13 protein-coding genes are annotated in these 22,271 nt (G+C 57.4%); 10 read left to right on the top strand and 3 right to left on the bottom strand.

The window, feature by feature from the left end; translation table 11 throughout:
- Window positions 1-81 precede the first annotated feature (81 nt).
- Both nuoM and nuoN read left to right on the top strand, forming a co-directional pair.
- Entirely contained in the window at window positions 82-1,611 is a 1,530-nt protein-coding gene (nuoM, locus tag SERS4_RS0117615; RefSeq protein WP_012146012.1) for an NADH-quinone oxidoreductase subunit M, read from the top strand.
- A gap of 6 nt (window positions 1,612-1,617) precedes the next feature.
- Complete coding sequence (gene nuoN / locus SERS4_RS0117610; protein WP_012146011.1) at window positions 1,618-3,075, top strand: NADH-quinone oxidoreductase subunit NuoN; 1,458 nt, start codon at window positions 1,618-1,620, stop codon at window positions 3,073-3,075.
- A gap of 208 nt (window positions 3,076-3,283) precedes the next feature.
- Here nuoN and SERS4_RS0117605 read toward each other — a convergent pair whose 3' ends face one another.
- The gene (locus tag SERS4_RS0117605; RefSeq protein WP_017893488.1) at window positions 3,284-4,159 is read right to left on the bottom strand and encodes a LysR family transcriptional regulator; all 876 of its coding nucleotides are present in this window, start codon (window positions 4,157-4,159) and stop codon (window positions 3,284-3,286) included.
- A gap of 336 nt (window positions 4,160-4,495) precedes the next feature.
- On the opposite strand from SERS4_RS0117605, the gene SERS4_RS0117600 reads away from it, so the two are divergent.
- From SERS4_RS0117600 to SERS4_RS0117580, 5 genes are all read left to right on the top strand, one after another.
- Complete coding sequence (locus tag SERS4_RS0117600; RefSeq protein WP_017893487.1) at window positions 4,496-6,325, top strand: thiamine pyrophosphate-binding protein; 1,830 nt, start codon at window positions 4,496-4,498, stop codon at window positions 6,323-6,325.
- 90 nt (window positions 6,326-6,415) lie between these two features.
- Window positions 6,416-6,841: a cupin domain-containing protein gene (locus SERS4_RS0117595; protein WP_017893486.1), complete on the top strand. Its 426-nt coding sequence runs from the start codon at window positions 6,416-6,418 to the stop codon at window positions 6,839-6,841.
- A gap of 100 nt (window positions 6,842-6,941) precedes the next feature.
- Window positions 6,942-7,805 (top strand): DMT family transporter, encoded by an 864-nt coding sequence (locus SERS4_RS0117590; protein WP_012146007.1) that lies wholly within the window; start codon window positions 6,942-6,944, stop codon window positions 7,803-7,805.
- A 148-nt stretch (window positions 7,806-7,953) separates the two neighbouring features.
- Window positions 7,954-9,198, top strand: a complete 1,245-nt coding sequence (locus SERS4_RS0117585) for an MFS transporter (protein ID WP_017893485.1) — start codon at window positions 7,954-7,956, stop codon at window positions 9,196-9,198.
- A 260-nt stretch (window positions 9,199-9,458) separates the two neighbouring features.
- Window positions 9,459-9,953 (top strand): DUF1097 domain-containing protein, encoded by a 495-nt coding sequence (locus tag SERS4_RS0117580; protein WP_017893484.1) that lies wholly within the window; start codon window positions 9,459-9,461, stop codon window positions 9,951-9,953.
- Between the two features lies 1 nt (window position 9,954).
- Here SERS4_RS0117580 and SERS4_RS0117575 read toward each other — a convergent pair whose 3' ends face one another.
- A complete protein-coding gene (locus SERS4_RS0117575; RefSeq protein WP_017893483.1) occupies window positions 9,955-10,938 on the bottom strand; it encodes a substrate-binding domain-containing protein in 984 nt (327 codons plus the stop codon).
- A 270-nt stretch (window positions 10,939-11,208) separates the two neighbouring features.
- On the opposite strand from SERS4_RS0117575, the gene idnO reads away from it, so the two are divergent.
- From idnO to elaB, 3 genes are all read left to right on the top strand, one after another.
- A complete protein-coding gene (gene idnO, locus SERS4_RS0117570; protein ID WP_017893482.1) occupies window positions 11,209-11,973 on the top strand; it encodes a gluconate 5-dehydrogenase in 765 nt (254 codons plus the stop codon).
- Window positions 11,974-11,997: 24 nt separating this feature from the next.
- Window positions 11,998-13,029, top strand: coding sequence for an L-idonate 5-dehydrogenase (idnD, locus tag SERS4_RS0117565; protein ID WP_026142459.1), 1,032 nt, complete (start codon window positions 11,998-12,000; stop codon window positions 13,027-13,029).
- An 85-nt stretch (window positions 13,030-13,114) separates the two neighbouring features.
- Window positions 13,115-13,426 carry a stress response protein ElaB gene (gene elaB, locus SERS4_RS0117560; RefSeq protein WP_026142458.1) on the top strand — a complete coding sequence of 104 codons (312 nt, stop codon included), beginning with the start codon at window positions 13,115-13,117 and terminating at the stop codon, window positions 13,424-13,426.
- Window positions 13,427-13,468: 42 nt separating this feature from the next.
- On the opposite strand, the gene SERS4_RS0117555 is transcribed toward elaB, so the two are convergent.
- Window positions 13,469-22,111 carry a GH36-type glycosyl hydrolase domain-containing protein gene (locus SERS4_RS0117555; protein WP_017893480.1) on the bottom strand — a complete coding sequence of 2,881 codons (8,643 nt, stop codon included), beginning with the start codon at window positions 22,109-22,111 and terminating at the stop codon, window positions 13,469-13,471.
- Window positions 22,112-22,271 lie beyond the last annotated feature (160 nt).

The following is a 22,271-nucleotide window of genomic DNA, read 5'->3' as shown; positions in this document are numbered from 1 at the left end:
GCATTTTTCGGGCGTAGCGCCCTGCAGGGCAGGCGCTACGTACAAAGTTTGAAATTATTCGTATAAGGGACACAAAACGCCATGCTATTACCTTGGCTAATTCTTATCCCCTTTATTGGCGGTCTGCTGTGCTGGCAGTTTGAGCGCTTCGGTACTAAGGTGCCGCGCTGGATTGCGTTGATCGCAATGGGGCTGACATTGGCGCTTTCTCTGTATCTGTGGATGCAGGGTGGCTACACATTGACTACGCCGAAAGGCATTCCGCAGTGGCAGTCTGAATTCCTGCTGCCGTGGATCCCACGCTTTGGTATTTCCATCCACCTGGCGCTGGACGGCCTGTCACTGCTGATGGTGGTGCTGACCGGCCTGCTGGGCGTGCTGGCTATTCTCTGTTCCTGGCGTGAAATCCAGAAATACCAGGGCTTCTTCCACCTGAACCTGCTGTGGATCCTGGGTGGGGTAATCGGTGTGTTCCTCGCCATCGACATGTTCCTGTTCTTCTTCTTCTGGGAAATGATGTTGGTGCCGATGTACTTCCTGATTGCACTCTGGGGTCACAAGGCGTCGGACGGGAAGACTCGTATCACTGCGGCTACCAAGTTCTTCATCTATACCCAGGCCAGTGGTCTGGTGATGTTGATTGCCATTATGGGCCTGGTGTTCGTGCACTATAACGCGACCGGCGTGTGGACCTTCGATTACGAAGACCTGCTGCAGACGCCAATGTCCCATAACGTGCAATACCTGTTGATGCTGGGCTTCTTCATCGCCTTTGCGGTGAAAATGCCGGTAGTGCCATTGCACGGCTGGTTGCCTGATGCGCATAGCCAGGCACCCACCGCAGGTTCTGTTGACTTGGCGGGGATCTTGCTGAAAACCGCGGCCTACGGCATGTTGCGTTTCAGCCTGCCGCTGTTCCCGGAAGCGTCGCACGAGTTTGCGCCAATCGCCATGTGGCTGGGCGTGGTCGGTATCTTCTACGGTGCCTGGATGGCATTTGCGCAGACCGATATCAAGCGTCTGATTGCTTATACCTCGGTTTCCCATATGGGCTTCGTGCTGATCGCCATCTACACCGGCAGCCAACTGGCTTACCAGGGTGCGGTAATCCAGATGATTGCGCACGGCCTGTCTGCGGCCGGTATGTTCATCATCTGTGGCCAGCTGTACGAACGTCTGCATACCCGTGACATGCGTGAAATGGGCGGCCTGTGGGGACGTATCAAATACATCCCGGCGCTGTCGCTGTTCTTCGCAGTGGCGACCCTGGGGATGCCGGGTACCGGTAACTTCGTCGGTGAATTCATGATCCTGTTCGGCAGCTATCAGGTTGTGCCGGTGATCACCGTGATTTCTACCTTCGGTCTGGTGTTTGCTTCGGTTTACTCGTTGATCATGATGCAGCGCGCCTATTACGGCAAAGCCAAGTCTGACCAACCGTTACCGGGCATGACCGCGCGTGAGCTGTTCATCATTCTGCTGCTGGTGGTGTTGCTGGTTCTGCTGGGGGTTTACCCGCAGCCGATTCTGGATACTTCCAATGCGGCGATGAGCAACGTGCAACACTGGTTTGGTTCGTCAGTTTCAGCAATTTCAACAACAAGGCCGTAATTCGCCATGACAATAACTCCTCAACAACTGATCGCATTGCTACCACTGTTGATCGTCGGATTGACGGTGGTGGTTGTGATGCTAGGCATTGCGTGGCGACGCGACCACTTTATCAACGCCACCCTGACCGTGATCGGTCTAAACCTGGCGCTGCTTTCGCTGTACTTTGTCGGCCAGGCAGGCCCAATGGACGTCACCCCGCTGCTGCGGGTTGACGGCTACTCGATGTTCTATACCGGGCTGGTGATTCTGGCGAGTCTGGCGACCTGTACCTTTGCCTATCCTTGGCTGGTCGGTTACCCGGACAACCGCGAAGAGTTCTACCTGCTGGTGCTGATTGCTACCCTGGGTGGCATTCTGCTGGCGAGTGCCAACCATCTGGCGTCGCTGTTCCTCGGTATTGAACTGATCTCGCTGCCGCTGTTCGGTCTGGTGGGTTATGCCTACCGCCAGAAGCGTCCGCTGGAAGCGGCCATCAAGTATATGTTGCTGTCTGCTGCCGCGTCGTCATTCCTGCTGTTTGGTATGGCGCTGCTGTATGCAGAGTCCGGCGACCTGTCACTGGCTGGCCTGGGCAAAAGCCTGCAAGAAAACATGATGCACCAGCCGCTGGTCCTGGCGGGTATGGGCATGATGATTGTCGGTCTGGGCTTCAAGCTGTCGCTGGTGCCGTTCCAACTGTGGACGCCGGATGTGTATCAGGGTGCGCCTGCGCCGGTTTCAACCTTCCTGGCGACCGCCAGCAAGATTGCAATCTTCGCCGTAGTGATGCGTTTGTTCCTGTATGCACCGGCCGCCGACAACGAAGCGTTGCGCATGGTGTTGTCGATCATTGCCGTCTGCTCTATTTTGTTCGGCAACCTGATGGCTATCAGCCAGACCAATATCAAGCGTCTGCTGGGTTACTCGTCGATCGCCCACCTGGGTTATCTGCTGGTGGCGTTGATTGCGGTGCAAACCCATCAGCTGTCGTTGGAAACCGCCGGGGTTTACCTGGCCGGTTACCTGTTCAGCAGCCTGGGCGCGTTTGGCGTCGTCAGCCTGATGTCCAGCCCGTACCGTGGCCCGGATGCCGATTCACTGTTCTCCTACCGTGGTCTGTTCTGGCATAAGCCAATTCTGTCTGCGGTAATGACGGTGATGATGCTGTCACTGGCCGGTATCCCGATGACTCTGGGCTTTATCGGTAAGTTCTTTGTTATCGCGATGGGTGTCAGTGCTCACCTGTGGTGGTTGACCGGCGCAGTGGTGCTGGGCAGCGCCATCGGTTTGTACTATTACCTGCGCGTGACCGTCAGCCTGTTCCTCAGCGCGCCGGAAGCGCTGCAGCGCGATACCCCGAACAACTGGGCGTTGACCGCAGGCGGTGTGGTGGTGTTGATCTCCGCCGCGTTGGTGTTGCTGCTGGGGGTTTATCCGCAGCCGCTGATTACGCTGGTGCAGATGGCACAGCCGATGTTCTGATTGGCATCAAGGCAGTAAAAAAGGTCGCTTCGGCGACCTTTTTTGAGCTTGATGAAGTAGTCATTGAATCCGAGATACCCGGGCCTAGCGCACCGAGGGGCGCTCCGGCGGGCAAGCCGCTACGACCCCTTCGGCACGCTCTCCCTAATAACGGGCTTTGTCAGCAGTCTGAGGTCGCTTCGGCGACCTTTTTTTATGGGGCAGGAGATCAGCCGGGATTGTTTTTAAACGAGGTTTCCAACGCCTGCACTACGGCACGTAACCGCGCGGCGCGCTGCAGGTCGGGGTGCAGTACCAGCCAGATATCTACCCAGTCTTTATTCTCCGGGAAGATACGTACCAGATCCGGGTCCTTGTCCGCCAGGAAGGAGGACAGCAGGCCGATGCCCAATCCGTTACGCGTTGCCGAGCGCAACAGCAACTGTGAATTGCACTGCAAAACTACATTAGGGTCGATCAGCGCTTCGCCACAAAAGTCGTTCCAGTGGCGCGGCACCAGCTCGCGTGGAAACATCAGCAGATCATGGCCACTCAGGTGGCCGCCCTTGGTCGGCAGTCCGTGTTTGTCGATATAGTCCTGAGTGGCATACAGCCCCATTTCGATGGTTGCCATACGTTTGATAATCAGCTCATCGGACTCGGGCCGGGCGCCACGGATCGCCAAATCCGCTCCTCGGTAGGAAATATCAGAGATATTCACCGCCGTCAGCAGGGTGACGGTGATTAACGGATGTTGCTCCCGCAGCGCTTTCAAGGCCGGTATGACAAAGGCCTCGGCCATGGTGTCGGTGGTGGCGATGCGCACGTTACCGCACAGGCTATCGTCGCCGCTGGTGGCCTTGCGGCCAATCGCCTGCACGGCATTTTCCATATTCATCACGTCTGCCAGCATTTCCTCACCCAAAGGGCTGAGGGAGAATGATTTCGGCGTGCGGATAAACAGCTTGGAGCCCAGGCTCTCTTCAAAAGCGGTAATACGCCGTCCGACGGTGGCCTGGTCGACGTGTAGTTCATTGGCGGCCTTTCGTAAAGTGCCGCAGCGGGCTACTGCCAGGAAGAAGCGTGCGTCATCCCAATTCATCATGCCATTTCCTTTATGCTGGCTTATCGGCCTTGTTGGTGTTCATTCTTGCGCAACCTTACGGGCACGGGTTTAGGCGACAAGTCAGGGCTGGTATCATAATTATTTATTATGTTTCAGGATATGAATAAATGCATTAACGTGAAGCGATTTTGCATCTTTATTTTTACCCGACAATCTTTATCCTTATCAACGTTTATGCTGTGATCTGGCGCACGTTTTGTGCCAATGTTACCCTAAACGCGAAAGCAGATGCGCATGAGAGCCTGTCTCTGTTGGCTAACAGCCTGGTGGGATCGACTCTGAATCAGGTTGGCCAACCACGACTGGACATTAAAAATGGAGTCTCACGCAGAGAAGTTATACACCCCCGTAGCACTGGCAACTGCGGATGGTGTCAGGGTTATTGCCACGCCCGGCACGAAAGCGGCGGAGCAAACAAACGCTGATGTGATTATCCAGGGTCTTGAAGCACGCGGTATTCAGCACATATTCCTGGTACCCGGCAAGCTGGTGTACCCACTGATTAAATCCATTGAACATTCAGCCATTAGCGGCATCGTCGGCGCTCATGAAACCGCCTGCGGCTTTATGGCCGACGGCTACGCCCGCGCCAGCCGCAAGTTTGGCGTTTGTCTGGGCATCTCCGGCCCCGGCACCATGAATTTCCTGCCGGCGATGGCCGCGGCCCAGGCCGATAAAATCCCGGTGCTGTATCTGGCCGGCGGTATCGCCACTTATCATGAAGCGCAGGGCGCTTTCCAGGACGGCAGCAATAGCGGCATTGATGAGCTGACTATCGTCAAACCGCTGCTTTCCGCCGCGATAGAAGTGAAAAATAATCTTACGTTGCAGCACGAGCTGCGGCGCAGTTTGTCCTGCCTGAACACCCAGCGTAAAGGCCGCGCTTATTTAAGCGTGCCGGTCGATATGCAAAAGAAAACGGTAGCCGGCAATTATGAAGCCAGCCCACAGCGTACGCCACAGTGCCGTGAAGCGGCGATCGACCAACAGGCGCTGGAGCAGGTGTTGGATGATTATCTGCTGCGCGGGCTGAACGTTGCCTGCCTGGTGGGTAACCGTATGAATAACCCGTTGGATGCCGCACTGCTGCTGCGCCTGGCGGAGAAATACCGCTTGCCGGTTGCCACTACGCTGTCCGGCAAGGGCGCTTTTCCCGAAGGGCACGAGCTGGCGCTGGGGCTGTATGGTTTCGCCGGTCATACCCGGGCGGTGGAAACCATCAATGGCGACGAGGTCGACGTGCTGCTGGTGCTGGGCTGCGATCTCAGCCAGCGCGACAGCCTGAACTGGAATTCACGGCTGCATGGCACCAAAACGCTGGTGGTGATCGATGAGGATTTCGACAAGGTCAGCTCGCATTATCAGCCGGACATGCAGATTTTCTCCAGCCTGACCGATACGCTGCGGCACCTGCTGGATGCGGTCAGCGATGAAGATCAGCATCTGGTCGCCATCAAGAGCCTGCGCAATGGCTGGCTTGAACAGGTGCGCCAACTGCCGTTGGAGCAACAGCAGCCCGATTTGCAGGCGCGCCTGGCCCTGGGTGAAGCCAATATGTACCCCGGCGACGCCATCAAACGCATTCGTAGCCGGATGGGCCCGGACACCAACGTAGTGGTCGACTCCGGCGCGCACCGCATCTTTATGGCGCACCATTGGCTGGCCAGCGGGCGTGGTGATTACCATACCTCAAGTTCCCTGGCACCGATGGGCTGGGCGATTTGTGCCGGCGTTGGTATCAAGCTGGCGGCGCCGCACCGCGACTGCGTGGTGGTCACCGGCGACGGATGCATGTTGATGCACGGTATGGAGATCCAGACCGCCGCCCGTTATCAGGTCAAAATGACCTTTGTGGTGATGAACAACTGCGCCCACGGGGCGATGCATATCGACACCTTGCAGAACCGCGGCGTCTCGGCGGACTACACGGCGTTGCCAAACCACGACTGGAAGGCCTTCGCCAACAGTCTGGGAGTTTCTTCTGCCAGGGCGGCAACGCTGGAAGAGCTGGACGAGGCACTGGTCGCGGCGGCTGAGCACGAAGGCCCGTTCCTGATAGAAGTGTTGGTAGGAAATCATGTGGCACCTAATCGCTACTATGCCGAGAGCATCGTAGAATACGAGCAGCGTATCAAAGGCTTGTAACGACGTAGCCCTGTTATTGCGGGAGTCGTCATTATTGTCCTTTGTATCACGCCATTCTATTTTACTTACAGTAGTCATGGAGCGATAACGATGTATAAACTGACACTTCTGGCATTAATGATGGCCTTTCAGGGCTATGCACAGGCCGCTGACGACCACGGCGAAGGCATTACCAAAGAAACCCTGCTGAAAACCGAGACGTCGTGGGAAGGTTCGCCGTACCAGCACTATCCGGCCGGTGCTCCGCAGATCACTATGCTGAAAGTCACCGTGGAACCGAACAAGGTGCTGGCCTGGCATACCCATCCGTGCATCAGCGCGGTGTATATGACCGGCGGCAGCGTTTCGCTGACGGTAAAGAAAACCGGTGTGAAGCACACCTTTAAGCAGGGCGACTCCTTTACCGATACGGTAGATATCGTGCATCAGGGCGTTTCCGGCGATAAAGGGGCCGAAATGCTGGTGTTCTTCGCCTGTGCCGATAACAAGCCGTTGACGGTGAAAGCCGCCGAATAATAGCCGTCGTCTTTCACACCGCGATGCTGTTGCCGTAGGGGCGAATAGATTCGCCCCGTTTTATTTTTGTCGCCCATTGGGGCGGCACTCCGAGGAAATCATGGTTGCTTTGTGGATGGTTGTCGCCAGCGGGTTCTTTGCGCTGATGGGGGCCAGCATCAAACTGGCTTCGGCCAAAGTCGGCTTTTTCGACATCATTTTTTATCGCTCTGTGATTAACGTGCTGATCGTTGCCGCGTTAATTCAGGTTAAAAACCTCGGTTTTCGCACCCGGCATCTGGGTCTGCATATGAAGCGCGCCGCCATCGGCAATGCGGCGATGTACTGTGGCTTCTACTCGCTGATCCATTTGCCGATCGCCACTGCCACCACGCTGGGCTACACCAACCCGATCTTTCAGTCGGCGATCGCCTTTGTCACCTCCAAAGGCCAGTTGACCGGCAAGCTGCTGTTCTCGGTGCTGCTGGGGTTTATTGGCATTCTGGTGCTGCTGCGGCCCGATACGCCGAACGGTGAGTATGCCGCCACGCTGATTGGCCTGCTTTCCGGCCTGCTGACTGCGCTGGCCTATTTTAACGTCGGCAAGCTGGTGCGCACGGGCGAGCCGGAGCTGCGGGTGGTGTTTTACTTCTCACTGGTGGGCACGATAGTGGGCGCTGTGATGACCACGGTGGTGGGGTTCAGTACGCTGGATAGCGCCATGATACTGTGCGTTTGCGCTATCGGCGTGTTCGGCAGCCTGGGGCAAATCACCATGACCCGTGCTTATGGCAGCGGTAATGCGGTGATAGTCAGCATTCTGTCCTACAGCACCATCATTTTCTCCACGCTGCTCGGTTATCTGCTGTTTGGCGAGAAACTGTCTTATATTGCCGCGGGCGGCATGGCGTTGATTATTCTTTCCGGTGCGCTGGCTATTTTGAAACGCGCCCCGGCGAAAGTCACCAAAGCTGAAGCCGTGTAATTTTGCATTCAACGGAATGCATTAATGAATCACTATGATGCATTCTTGGCTATTTTGACGGTTATACCCGAAAGGTATGATAAACGCGTTTCCTGATGAATTTGGTTTCAGGGCTTGGTGTTTATCCAGATTGTTTCGGGAGAGAAAAATGTCTGAAGGTGTGGCTGTTGATGAAGCGGCTAAAGCGAATTCGGGCACGTCGCATTTTGCCATTCTGCTGTTTTTAGCGCTGGCATTAATGTCTGCATTGCTCAACAGCAGTGCGCCGACGCCGCTTTATCCGCTTTATCAACATGAGTTGGCGCTAAGCTCGGTCAGCCTGACGGTCATTTATGGCGCCTATGCCGCTGGCGTATTGATCTCACTGTTCGGCGTGGGCAACATGGCCGGCAAGGTCAAAGACTTGCGCAGCATGATTGTGCCGGCGTTGCTGGTGGTGCTGGCCGGGGCTTTGCTGTTCTCTATGGCCGATTCGTTTTTGATGATGTTTATGGCGCGTTTGCTGGCCGGGATCGGCACCGGGGCATTAACCGGTGCGGCCAATATTGCGCTGGTGCGTTTTGGGCCGAAAGACGGCGGTAAAAATGCGGCGCTGATTGCCACGCTGTCGTTTACCACCGGCCTGGCGTTGGGGCCGATTTTCAGCGGTGTGGCGCTGCAAACCGGGTTCCATACCACTTCGCTGCCGTTCATTATCATTATGGCGGTGGCGGCAGTGGCCGCGCTGGGCGTGATGCTGAAATGGCCGGTTGAAGTGGTGGTCGCGCCGTTAAGCGGGGCGGCGGCGGTTGATGGCGCAGCGGAAAAAAGCTCATTGGCTGACGGCCTGCGTGCGACCGGTGGCAAGTTCTACCTGTGTGCCGGTGCACTGTTTATCTGTTGGGCGGTGGCTGCCAGCATTTTGGCGATTGGCCCGAGCGTGTCGGAAAAGCTGCTTGGCATGCACAGCCGCGGTATTTATGGTTACGTGATCGCGGTTTACCTGGTGATTGCCGGTATCAGCCAGATCCTGAGCCGTCGTGTTAATGCACGTCACTCGCTGATGTTTGGCTGTCTGGCGCAGGCGTTGTCGGTGGTGGTGTTCGCCGAAGCGATTCAAATTCACTCGTTGGCCCTGGCCAGTGTCGGTATGGTGATTGCGGGTTACGCCTACGGGGCAATTTTTGTCGGCAGCGCCACGTTGGTGAACCTGATTTCGCCGAAGGCCAGCCATGCAAGACTGATTTCGCTGTTTTATGTTATTGCTTATATCGCCAACTGGGTACCGATTCTGTTGGGGGTAGTGATCGACCATGCCAGCCTGCATCTGGCGGTCAACCTGTTATTTATGGTCAGTGCCGTGGTGTGCTTGATTCTGAGCTTTATGGTGACCCGTGCGGGCTTCCCGCGTTGAAATATTCTTGTTCTTTTAAGCGGAAGTCTTGCTGACTGAAACTTGAAATAAATATGTTCTCGCTGCGCAATGTGGCGAGCCAATTTCCCTGGTGTTGTTGTGTGTCATTTCCAGCGTGCTTGCCACGCTGGTTTTTTTTGTGACAAATTCCACATCTATGTAATTTTCTTGTTTATCGTTACATATTTTATGTGAAATACATCACATAAAAATACCGATTTTCGAGTAAACTGCGCGCTTTCTCTGCTGCGGGTCGGTTTATGAACGTTATTTTTGCCATTGCGGTGACAACCGGGATCCTCTCCGGCGTTTGGGGCTGGGTAGCCGTCAGCCTGGGGTTGATTAGCTGGGCTGGTTTCCTCGGCTGCACGGCCTACTTTGCTTGCCCGCAGGGTGGGCTGAAAGGGTTGTTGATAAGCTTGCTAACCTGTGGCAGCGGGGTATTTTGGGCAATGGTGATTATTCACGGCAGCGAATTGGCCCCAGGCTTGAGCATCCTCGGCTACCTGCTGACAGGCGCCGTGGCTTTCCTGATGTGTATCCAGGCAAAACAGCAGTGGTTGGGGTTTGTGCCCGGCACCTTTATTGGTGCCTGTGCCACCTTCGCCGGTGGCGGCGACTGGCCGCTGGTGACCCTCTCCCTACTGGTGGGATTGGTGTTCGGCTACGCGATGAAAAACAGCGGTCTTTGGCTGGCGGCACGCAATGAGAAACCCAAACCGGTAACGGCTGTTACCGAGCATGTTAACCGCTGATTTAAATGGTGCCGCCGAGTGAAATGCGGTAGTGCAGGTCAACGCGCTCGATGCACGGCACCCCTTTGATGCGTTTGAGTAAAATCTCTGTGGCGACTTTGCCCATATCAAACCTTGGGGTGATCACGCTGGCGATGCCCGGCGTGGTGGCCTTGCCAATATCCAGACCGTGAAAACCTGACAGCGCAATGTCCTGTGGCACCTTCAGTCCGAGCCGCAGACACGCCTGCAACACGCCAACCGCCAGATCGTCATTGGTGCACAAAATGCCGTCCAGACTGGGGTAGAGCTGGCGGGCCATGGCCAGCATGTCAGAACCGACCGAGACCGACGAGACCCGATGCGGCGTGATTTGCCGTGGCGTCAGTCCCTGATTTTCCATCGCCCGGCAATAGCCCTGGAAACGTTTGGTGTCGCGTGCGTCGGACATGGCACCAAAGTAAACCACCTGGCGTTTCCCGCTGGCGAGCAGCGCTTCGGTCATGTCAAAACCCGCCTGATAGTTATCAAACCCCACGGCGATCCGCCCCTCGGGCCCTTCAAGACTCATCACCTGCGCCACCGGGATTTTGGTTGCCGCCAGATATTTTTCCGCCCGCAGGGTGTGCTCCGAATCGGTGAGGATCAACCCGGCGATGGGGTAGGCCAGCAGTTGGATAATCTGTTCCTCTTCCCGCTGCCGGCTGTAGTCATAGTTAACCACCAGAGTTTGATAGCCGTGTTCGAGGGTGATGGATTCGATGCCGGCCAACAGATCGGCAAAGATCTGGTTGTTGAAGGAGGGGATCAGCACGCCGATGCGCGGCTTTTGGGACGATCGCGCCTCATCGCTGTCGGTGAAGTTAACTTCTTTCATCACCTGGGCAATTTTCGCAGCCGTTTCGGTAGCCACCTTGTCCGGCGTGCGCAGATAGCGGCTGACGGTCATTTTGGTCACACCGGCGAGCAGTGCAATATCCTGCAGCGTGACGCGTTGGTTCTTCATTTAGGGGCCTTAACAGCGTGGAGCGTAGAGATCGCGAATTCTGCCATGTTAACAAATCGATCTGGCGATAACAATCGACGTTATAAAGTGTAAAATCCCTATTTTTCAATGAAATGAATTAATTATCGGGCGCGCTGGAATGCGTGGCTTCACGTTAAAGGTAACAGCTTTTAGTAACACGATTTTAAGTGATCTTAATCACGTTTTTACCGGCGATGATCCGCTGAGATAGGCGTCAGTCCTATCCAAATGACATCGCCGGGGAACGTTATGAACAATTTATTTTCACTGGATAACAAAAAAATACTGATTACCGGCGCTTCTCGCGGCATTGGTTTTTTGCTGGCTCGTGGGCTGGCGCAGTATGGCGCCCATATTCTGGTTAATGCCACCACGCAGGAAAACGCCCAGCGCGCCGTTGAAACACTGCGACGCGAAGGTTTTCGCGCCGATGCTGCGGCTTTTGACGTCACCGACTCGCAGGCTATCCATGCCGCCATTGAGCAGATCGAAGCGGAAAGCGGCGGCATTGACGTGCTGATCAATAACGCCGGGATCCAGCGGCGTCATCCCTTTACCGAGTTCCCGGAAAAAGACTGGGATGACATTATCGCCGTCAACCAGAAGGCGGTATTTATAGTGTCGCAAACCGTAGCTCGCCATATGGTACAACGTCAAAGCGGCAAAATTATCAATATTGGCTCGATGCAGAGCGAACTGGGCCGCGACACTATCACCCCGTATGCCGCCTCCAAGGGCGCGGTAAAAATGCTGACGCGGGGCATGTGCGTTGAACTGGCGCGTTACAACATTCAGGTCAATGGCATCGCGCCGGGCTACTTCAAAACCGAAATGACTCAGGTGCTGGTGGACAACCCGGAGTTTACCGCCTGGCTGACCAAGCGCACCCCGGCCGCCCGCTGGGGTGACCCGCAAGAGCTGATTGGTGCGGCGGTGTTCCTGTCGTCCCAGGCTTCCGATTTTGTTAATGGCCAGCTGCTGTTTGTCGATGGCGGCATGTCCGCGGCGGTATAGCCGCTTGCCCAGGAGAAAATCATGATGAGAATTCAAACCCAATCCTGCGTGGTGAACGGCAAATATGACGTGGCGGTGGTGGAGCAGGAAGTGGATTATCAGGGGATCGGTACGCTGGTGAAAATCACCCGTGGCGGCATCTGCGGTTCCGACCTGCATTATTACCAGGAAGGCAAAGTCGGCAGTTTCCAGGTGCGTCAGCCGATGGTGCTCGGCCATGAGGTGATCGGTGAAGTGGTGGCCAGTGATACTGCCCGCCTGCCGGTGGGTCAGAAGGTGGCGTTAAACCCCAGCAAACCCTGTGGGCAGTGCAAGTATTGTCTGGCAAGTCAGCAAAACCAGTGTACTCAGATGCGTTTCTTCGGCAGCGCGATGTATTTCCCGCATGTTGACGGTGCCTTCACCCAGTACAAGGTGGTCGATAGCGCGCAGTGTATTGCCTTTGACGCCGATCGTGATGAAAAGGTGATGGTGTTTGCCGAACCGCTGGCGGTGGCGATACACGCGGCGAAGCAGCCCGGCGAAGTGACAGGGAAAAAGGTGTTTGTCTCCGGCGTTGGCCCAATTGGCTGCCTGCTGGTGGCGGCATTGAAGGCGCTGGGCGCCGGCGAAATTGTCTGTGCCGATCTTAGCCCACGTTGCCTGGATATTGCCCAGAAAATGGGGGCAACCCGTTGTCTGCATGCCGGCAATGACGACTTTAGCCTCTATCAGCAGGAAAAAGGGTACTTTGATATCGCTTTTGAAGTCTCTGGCCATCCGTCGTCGTTGCAGCGCTGCCTGGAGGTCACCCGGGCCAAAGGCACGGTAGTACAGGTGGGCATGGGGGGCAGCTTCCCGGATTTCCCGCTGATGTTGCTGATCGCCAAAGAGTTAAACTTGCTGGGTTCGTTCCGTTTTGTTGAAGAATTTGATTTGGCAGTAGCCTGGTTGGCCGAGGGGACAGTCAATCCATTGCCGCTGCTGTCTGCCGAGTTTGATAACCAGCAACTGGCGCAGGCGTTGGCCTTTGCCGGTGACAAGAGTCAGGCGGCCAAAGTACAGCTAGTGTTCTGATTTTAGCCAATAGTCTGATGGCGAAGAGCGGCGATCCTTGTCTATAGTTAAGGACCGTATCATTTTTAATCACGGAGAACTTAACATGGCGAGAAATACGGATAGGGATCAAACCACGCTCGATGACGATCTGAGAATGCTGAGCGACACGCTGGAAGAAGTGTTGAAGTACTCCGGCGATCGCGCCGATCAGGCCTATATCGACATCAAGTCACATGCCGAAGAGGCATTGAGCGAGGTTAAGTCGCGACTGGCTGATACTACCGAGTCCTACTATGCGCGAGCCAAGGACGCGGTTTGCCGCACCGACGGTTACGTGCGTGAAAACCCATGGCACAGCGTAGGTATTGGTGCGACGGTCGGTCTGGTACTGGGCTTGCTGCTGTCACGTAAATAAGCTCCCTGGAAGTTGGGCGCGGCCACCGCCGCGCCCCGATGTTTATTGCCCCAGCGTCACCTCTACCTGATGGGTTTTGCCATCGTCTACCAGCGTTATCACCGCCTCCGGCTGTATTTCACCGTCGACAGTTACCTGTGCCGCCCCCTGACCCTGACGAACGGTCAATTGATACTCGCTGCCGCCTTCCCGATAGTTAAGCGTCACCTGCGGCCAGTCCGCCGGCAGACGGGTGTTGACGGTCAGCCGATCCCCATGGCGTTTCAGCCCCAGCAGTGACTCGACGATCAACCGGTACATCCAGCCGGCAGATCCGGTATACCAACTCCAGCCGCCGCGGCCAACATGCGGCGCCACCGCATAAATATCGGCGGTAACCACGTAAGGCTCGACCTTGTAGCGTTCGGCAGCGGTGCTGTCCAGGCTGTGGTTGATCGGGTTGATCAGTGCCATCAACTCCCAGGCGCGTTCAATATTGCCCATTTCGGCAAAGGCCATCACGGCCCATACCGCGCCGTGGGTATACTGACCGCCGTTCTCGCGCACGCCGGGCAGATAGCCGCGGATATAGCCCGGATTCGGGCCGTTGCCGTCAAACGGCGGCGTCAGCAGTTTGATCAGCCCGGCCTGGTCGTCGACCAGATGTTTATCCAGCGATTGCATCGCCTGCAGGCTGCGTGGCTCATCACCGGCTCCGGACAGCACCGACCAACTCTGGGCGATGGCATCGATGCGGCACTCTGTCGATTCATGGGAACCCAGCGGTTCCCCGCTGTCAAAATAGCCCCGGCGATACCATTCGCCATCCCAGGCGTGATCGCGCAGGTTATCGCGCAGGGTGGCGGCTTGTTGACGGCACTGCGCGGCCAGTTCGGCGTCGTTACGACGCTGCGCCAGTGCGCCGTAGCGCTGCAGAATATGGAACAGGAAGAAGCCGAGCCACACGCTCTCGCCGCGGCCCTCCAGACCCACCATATTCATACCGTCGTTCCAGTCACCGGCCCCCATCAGCGGCAGGCCATGCTCACCAAAGGTCAGCCCGTGCTTCAACGCCCGCACGCCATGTTGGTACAGCGTCTCCTGTATCGCACTAGGCGCCGGTTGTTCGTAAGAGGATTCCTCGCCCGGCGCCAGTTTGCGCGCCTCCAGATAGCCCACTTGTTCTTCCAAAATGGCTTGATCGTCGGTGGCGTCCAGGTAGTGGCAAATCGCCAGCGGCAACCACAGATAGTCATCCGAACAGCGCGTGCGTACGCCATTGCCCTGCGGCGGATGCCACCAGTGCTGTACGTCGCCTTCGACAAACTGGCGTGAGGCGCACAGCAGGATCTGTTCCCGCAGGCGCTCAGGCGCGGCATGGGTCAGCGCCAGCGTATCCTGCAATTGATCGCGGAAGCCAAAGGCCCCGCCGGATTGATAGTAACCGCTGCGTGCCTGAATGCGGCAGGAGAGGGTCTGGTACAGCAACCAGCCGTTGGCCAGCAGGTTGACGGCCGGCTGTGGCGTGGTTATTTGCACCTTGTTGAGAATAGTGTCCCAATGTGCCGCGACCTGCTGCAGTTCATCCTGCAGGCTGTCTTCCCGCAGGTATTTTTGCAACAGCGCTTCGGCCTCATCGGCGTTTTGTCCAAGGCCCAGAGCGAAGACAAAGCTGCGCTGATCGCCATCGATCAGACTGATGGCCGACTGGACCGCACCGCAAGGATCCATGCCCGCGCCGGTCTTGCCGGACAGCCGCCGCAGCTTCAGCACCGCCGGGCTGGTCAGCGATCCGTTGCGGCCAACGAATTCACGCCGATCGCCACTGACAGAACAGTGCGCACCGGTCACGCCGAAGAAAGCCGTTCGTTCCGAACCACTGCCGCCGTAATGGTTGGTGGCCAGGATGCCGCAGCCGCTATCGAGCGTAGCCTCCTGGGTGACGATGTGCATAGCCGATTTTTGCCGCAGATCGCCGAGGATAAATTCCACGTAGCCGGTGGCCGACAGCTTGCGGGTACGCCCGGAGGTATTGGTCAGCGTCAGCAGGAACAGTTTTACCGGTGCCTCTTTGGCCACCAGCACGGTGAGCTGGCTGTCGATGCCGCTCTCGCGGTGATCGAACACGCTATAGCCGAAACCGTGACGGGTCAGATAGTGGCCGCGGCCGCGGGCAGGCAGCGGTGTCGGTGACCAGAAATGCCCGTTCTCTTCGTCACGCAGATAGAAGGCTTCCCCGCTGCGGTCACAGACTGGATCGTTATCCCACGGCGTCAGGCGGTATTCATGGGCGTTTTCGTACCAGGTGTAGGCCTGGCCGCTTTCCGAGATCACCGAGCCGAACATCGGGTTGGCTATCACGTTTGACCAGGGCGCAGGGGTGATCTTGCTTTCATTCATCGCAATGACATATTCGCGACCATCCTCCGAGAAACCGCCGAGGCCGTTATAGAACTGCAGCGCGTCAATGGCGGGCAGCTGCGGTGAATGCAGGTTGCGCGGCAGATTATCCACCGTTGCCAGTTTCGACGAGGCGGTGACCGGCGACAGCGGTTGCTGCAGGACCTGCGGCAGTTGCAGGCGCTGGTTGAGCTGTTCGGTCAGGCCACCGCGCCGATCGTCGAGATAAATTCGTGCCACGCTAAGCAGCAGGCGGTGATCTTCCGGTGACATATGCTCGCTGGTGCGTACGAAGATGCCGCCGGGCTTATCGGTCTGGGTGGACTCCATACCGGCGGCGATCAGGCTCATGATCTGATTTTGCAGCTCCTGGCGGTAGCCGCCGACGTCTTCGTTGAGGATCACCAGATCCACCTGCAGGCCTTTCAGACGCCAGTAGTTGTGCGCCTGGATCAGTTGCTGCACCAGTTCGATATTTTCACCGTCGGTGACGGTCAGCAGGACAATAGGCAGATCGCCGGAGATCGAATGTCCCCACAGCCCTGACTGGCCGCGTCGGTTCTGGATGATTTCGTTGCTGGCGGCACGCATTTCCTGCGCCGGGAACACCACCGCGCTGGCCAGGCGGTTGAACAGATTGGCGTCCTCCTCATTGGCGTTGAGTTGGCGCAGCACCACCTGGCTGTGCGACCAGGCCAGTTCAAACACGCGATCCGCCAGATGACGGTCGCGGTATTTCTCCAGCATTGCCAGGCTGCTGACGCGGTCTTCACAGACGCCATAGAAAATATCCAGCGTCAGCGGTACGTTCGGCTCCAGTACCACGCGCTGGCGAATAGCGATGATCGGGTCAATGACCGGACCGGCGCTGTTGCTCAGCGGCGCATTTTGATACAGCGCCTGCGGGTTGGCCGGGGTACGACCACGGCCGATAAACCTGGCGCGATCGGTTTCAAACGACGTTTGGCTGGTGCGGCCCTGTACCGTCATCATGTGCAGTAGCCACGGGCATTTCTCCTGGGGTTCGCGCGGGCGACGGTGGCACAAGATGGCGTCCTGATCCGGCAGCAGTTCGGTCTGTACGAACAGATTGCTGAAGGCCGGGTGAGCCAGATCGTTACCGGCCGGTGCCAGCACCACTTCCGCATAGCTGGTGATTTCGATGGTACGCGGTTGTTTACCGCGATTGAGCAACGTCACACGGCGTAGCTCGATATCGTCCTCCGGTGACACCACGATCTGCGTTTTGACCGACAGCGACCCCTGCTGGCGCTGGAATTCGGCACCGGCATCGTTGAACACGGCGCTGTAGCCCTTGGCAGCCCCGCCGATCGGTTGCCAGGTATTACTCCATACCTCGCCGGTTTGCGGATCGCGCAGGTAGCAGAAGGCGCCCCAGTTATCGCAGGTGGCATCTTCGCGCCAGCGGGTCAGCGCCAGGTTTTGCCAGCGGCTGTAGCTGCCGCCTGCCTGGGTCAACATCAGGTGATAATTGACGTTGGACAGCAACTGCACTTCCGGGATCGGCGTGTCCACCCGGTTAAATTCGCGTGCGGCGAAGCTGGCCGGGGTAATGGTGCCTTCGTGCGTTTCGAAGTGGCGGCGGGTGCTGTAAAGCTCAACGGCATCCGGCACCCGTTCCTGCAGCAGCAGCCGCGTCGACTGGAATGCCGGATAGCTGGCGAAGCGCGCCACCATCGGCGCATCCAGCAGCAGGTGCGACAGGGCCAGGAAGCTCATGCCCTGATGGTGCGCCATATAAGAACGGATAATCACGTACAACTGGCCACGGCTGAGGCGAGCGGTGGTGTAATCCAGCGCTTCGTAGAAACCGTAACGGCCTTTGGCGCCATTTTGTTCCAGCGTGACCAGGTTATTGCAGGCGGCGTCCGGGTCAACAATCAGCGCCATCACCGTAGCGTAAGGCGCAACCACCATATCGTCACCCAGCCCGCGCCTCAGGCCCAGCCCTGGCACGCCAAAGGCGTGGTATTGATAGTTTTGATCGGCATCGAAGCCAAAATAGCCGGATTCGGAAATGCCCCAGGGCACGCCGCGCTCCTTGCCCCAGGCAATCTGTCGCTCCACTGCCGCCCGGCACATTTGCACCAGCAGCGAGTCAGGGTAGGCGGGCATCACCAACTGTGGCATCAGGTATTCAAACATCGACCCACTCCACGACATCAATGCCGCTTTATGGTCGATCAGGGTGAACAGGCGGCCAAGCGCAAACCAACTGCGTTGGGGTACCTGGTTGGTGGCGATGGCGACATAGTTGGTCAGACGGATCTCCGACGCCAGCAAATCGTACTTACTGCCGTCCATGCGGTTTTGATCGCAGTTAAAGCCGACGGTCAGTAAATGGGTCGATTCGTCATACAGGAAGTTGAAGTCCATCTGCGCCATTTTTTCCAGCCGCTGCTGCAGGCTGTACAACTGGGTCAGTCGCTCCTGTGCCAGGGCGCTGGCCTCGTCGAACGGGCTTTGTTGCTCTGGCGACAGCTTCAATGTTTCCGGTGGGGTTGCCAGCCAGTGCAGGCTGGGCACCTGTTCCAGTTCGGACAGGCCGTCGCTCAACCAACCGAACCACAGCGCCCATTCGGCACAAAGCTCGTTGAGCTGTTGATGCAGCGCACCGGCCCAGCGCTTGGTTTCTTCATCGTGATTCAGCGCCGGTTCCTGCAGCCCATTGCTGTAATTTCGCATGGCATTCAGCTCCGCCAGCAGGGCGGCGGGATGGCAGTGGTGCGCCTGCTCAAAATGGTTGCGCAGTTTTGGCAGGTTCTTCGGTGCGGCGTCACCCCAGTGTTGCTCCAGCAGTTGCAGGCTGTCACCCAGCCCGGCCAGTATCCGTTGCGGATCAATGACCGGCTGGTGGGCCAGGGCCGGCAGGCCGGCGCTGAGCGTCAGCAAATGGCCGGCCAGGTTGCCGCTGTCGACGCTGGAGATATAACGCGGGTTCAGCGGCTCCAGCGTGCGAGTGTCGTACCAGTTGTACAGGTGGCCGCGGTAGTGTTCCATGCGGTCCAGAGTATTGAGCGTCAACTCGATACGCCGTAGAGCTTCACTGAGCGTCAGATAGCCGAAGTCATAGGCAGTGAGATTCGCCAGCAGCGACAGCCCGATATTGGTCGGTGACGTGCGGTGCGCGACGACCGGCTCCGGTATTTCCTGGTAGTTATCCGGCGGCAGCCAGTTTTCCTGCTGGTTGACGAAGGTATTGAAGAAATCCCAGGTCTGGCGGCTGGTATGGCGCAGGAAGCGCCGCTGTTCTTCGTTAATGGCAGTCTTGCTGCGCTGCGGTTCGTGGCTGAGATAGCACAGCAGCCAGGGTGCCAGGATCCACAGGGCGGCGAAGGGCAGTGTGATAAGCAGTGCCATCGGGTTATGCAGTACGGTGAAAAACAGTAACGCCAGGCCCGTCACCGGGTTAATCCACATAGCGCGGTAGAAGTTTTCCAGCGTGACCTGTTGGCGGTTTTTGGATTGATCGTAGCTGGTCCACTCTTGCAGATTGCGTTTAGTGACCAGTAGCCGCCATAGGGTGACAATAATCGCTTTCAGGCTGTACAGCGTTTCATGCGGTAGCGTCGCCAACCGCAGCCCAACCTGTGCCAGGCGGTGCAGCGAACCGTTCAGCGCCAGCCGCAGGTGCTGCAGAAAAGGTCTGCGCGGTGGTTTATGCACAATATCCTGAGCCAGCGCCAGCAGGGTGGGGAGCAGCAGAATAATGGCGAACACCGCCAGCCAATAACGGGTATTCGGCAGCCAGACGAAACCGCAAAACAGCAACAGTAGCAGGCTGGACGCCGTCAGGCTGCGGCGCAGGTTATCGAACAGTTTCCAGCGCGACAGGGTGCTCAGTGGGTTGGCGGTGCGGGTGCCGCCTTCTGTTTTCACCCGTGGCAGCAGCCAGTTGAGCAGTTGCCAGTCTCCACGGATCCAGCGGGTACGACGTGCGACGTCCACCAGATAGTTGCTGGGATACTGCTCGTACAGCAGCACGTCGCTCAGCAGGCCGGAACGGGCATAACAGCCTTCGAGCAGATCGTGACTCAGTACCAGATTTGGTGGGCAGGTCCCCTTCAGGCTGTGCGAGAACACATCCACGTCGTAGATGCCCTTGCCAATAAACGAGCCTTCGCCAAACAGATCCTGATAGATATCCGAGGCCATCAGCGTATAGGGGTCATTGCCCGGCGTGCTGCTGCACAGTGCGGCATAGCGGCCTTGCCCATAGCTCGGGATCTCTTCGGCCATGCGCGGTTGCAGGATGGCGTAACCTTCCACTACCCGCTGCTGACGGGCGTCATACTGCGGCTGGTTGAGCGGATGCGCCATGGCGGCGATTAACTGGTGAGCGCTTTCCCGCGGCAGGACGGTATCGCTGTCCAGGGTGATGACGTATTTGACGTTTTTCAGCACCTCCAGCCCGTCGCCAATCTGAGTACAGAAGGCGTTACCGCGGTTGCGCAGCCAGTCGTTCAGCGCGTTCAGTTTGCCGCGTTTACGCTCCAGCCCCATCCAAACGCCCTGTTTTTCGTTCCATTCGCGGTTGCGGTGAAACAGGAAAAAGTGGCTGGGGCCTTCGCAGGGGTAGCGTGCATTCAGTGCCATCATCTGTTGGCTGGCATAATCGAGCAGTGCTACGTCATCGGCATGCTGCTGTTGGGGCGCATCGATAAAGTCGGTAAGCAGGGCAAAGTGCAGGTGTTTCATCGCGTTGCCCAGGTAACAAACCTCAAGGGCATTGATCAACTTATCAATGCCGCTTTTGCTGTCGATTAACGTCGGTATTGCCACCAGAGTCCGGAATTCGGCGGGAATACCGCAGGAGAAGTCGAGTCTGGGCAACGGCTGCGGCGTGCGGCTGCGGGTGGTGACCTCGCTGAGCAGGTTAAGCACGAATTGACTGATGACGATCGCCATGGGGAAAAACAACAGCGCCAGCCCCCAACTGATGCCGGTACTGTAAGCGTGGCGCAGCAGTTCGGCGCAGCAGGCGGTGGTGATCAGGCTCAGGCTACCGAGCCAGGAAAGTAAGGGTGCCTGATTCAACGCATGGCGCAGCCGGGTAATACGGCCCAGGCGTACGTCAAGCTGCTGCTCCAGCTCCGGGCGACCATCGTCAATCAGGTAGTAACCGATGTGATTGCAGCGGGGATCGCTGGACGGAATTTCTGACGCCACGCGCGCCATATTCAGTACCTGTTGGGCGACCTGCACCTCATTGTGCGGGCAGTGCCGCGCCAGCATCTCAATCACGTGGCGATAATTGTCGCGGGTGTTGAAGTGCATCAAAGGGTAAACGCCAGCCGGATCCTCTCGCAGGGTTTGTTCGACCTGACTCATGGTTTCGACAAATTCGGCCCAGTCCATTTCGCTGAGCTGGCGCAGGCCGGAAATGCTGTTGCTGACCGACAGTTGGCTGACGGCGAGCTGTTGGTTAAAACGGTGGATTAATTCATCCGATGTCAGGCTGACCTCTGCCAGACGTTGCTCGACCCAGGTGAGCGGCAGCGCCAGCATGGTGCCGTGCCCTTGCAGGCGACGAACCAGCTCGGCGACAAAGGCGCTGGTGCGTGGGGGATTGGAGCGCGCCATATCGGCAATCACTACGATCAGGTTGGCCGGATCGTTTTCCGCTGACTCCAGCATTTTAGTCACCCAGCTGTCGGCCAGGTTACGTTCTTGCTGGGCCTGGGCCACCTCAATGCTGACGCGCCGCAGGTTTTCGATCAACGCCAGGCGTAGCATGCCGGGCAGCGCCCAAAGCTCGCCCAGCGTCAAATTGACTTCTTTTTGATAGGCGGCGATATAGCGCGTAAGGCTTTCGGCGTCCCAGCGGCCATCTCCGTGTGCAATGGCTTCGGCAGCAATGTCATAGATGCGCGGGCAGTTGTGCGGCGCGCCCAGTTGGGGCAGGCCACGCCCGAAGGTTTTCGGCAGATGGTGGCGTACAACGCGGATTTGTTCTTCGATCAGATAGTAGTTGTCCAGCAGCCATTCGCCGGCCGGGGTCATGCTGGCTTTCTTGCCGTTGCTGAGTTGGTGACAGCTTTCAGCCAGAACGCGTTCGTTATCATCCAGCCGTTTCAGCAAATAGTAGGGGGTCTTACGCGTCGCCAGCTTGTGGGAGCGCGCCAGACGCTGGCCATAACGCTCCATTTGGTCGACAGAAAACAGCTCGGCCTTGATGGTGCCACCTGTCGGTTCCGGCTCACCTTTGGCACGCCGGACAGGCAACGAATTTACTTTGGTTGTTTTGCGTTTCTTTTTTAACCAATTGATTAGTATTTCTTTCACACAAAAGCTCCTTACATCTGACCCAAAGGACAGCCGGTGAAACCGCTGGGAGATCGTGAATATCCTGTTTTTGGCGCCGGGTAGATATGGCTTGGGTTCGCAGCAGGCAGGAACATGCTTTCTCAGTATAGCTGCATAATCCCAGGCTGGCCGTTTTTTG

The sequence above is a fragment of the Serratia sp. S4 genome, assembly GCF_000347995.1.
In the GTDB taxonomy this organism is placed as follows: Bacteria; Pseudomonadota; Gammaproteobacteria; order Enterobacterales; family Enterobacteriaceae; genus Serratia; species Serratia quinivorans.
The sequence above is the reverse complement of the archived record's forward strand: the minus strand, read 5'-3'. Positions and strand labels throughout refer to the sequence as shown.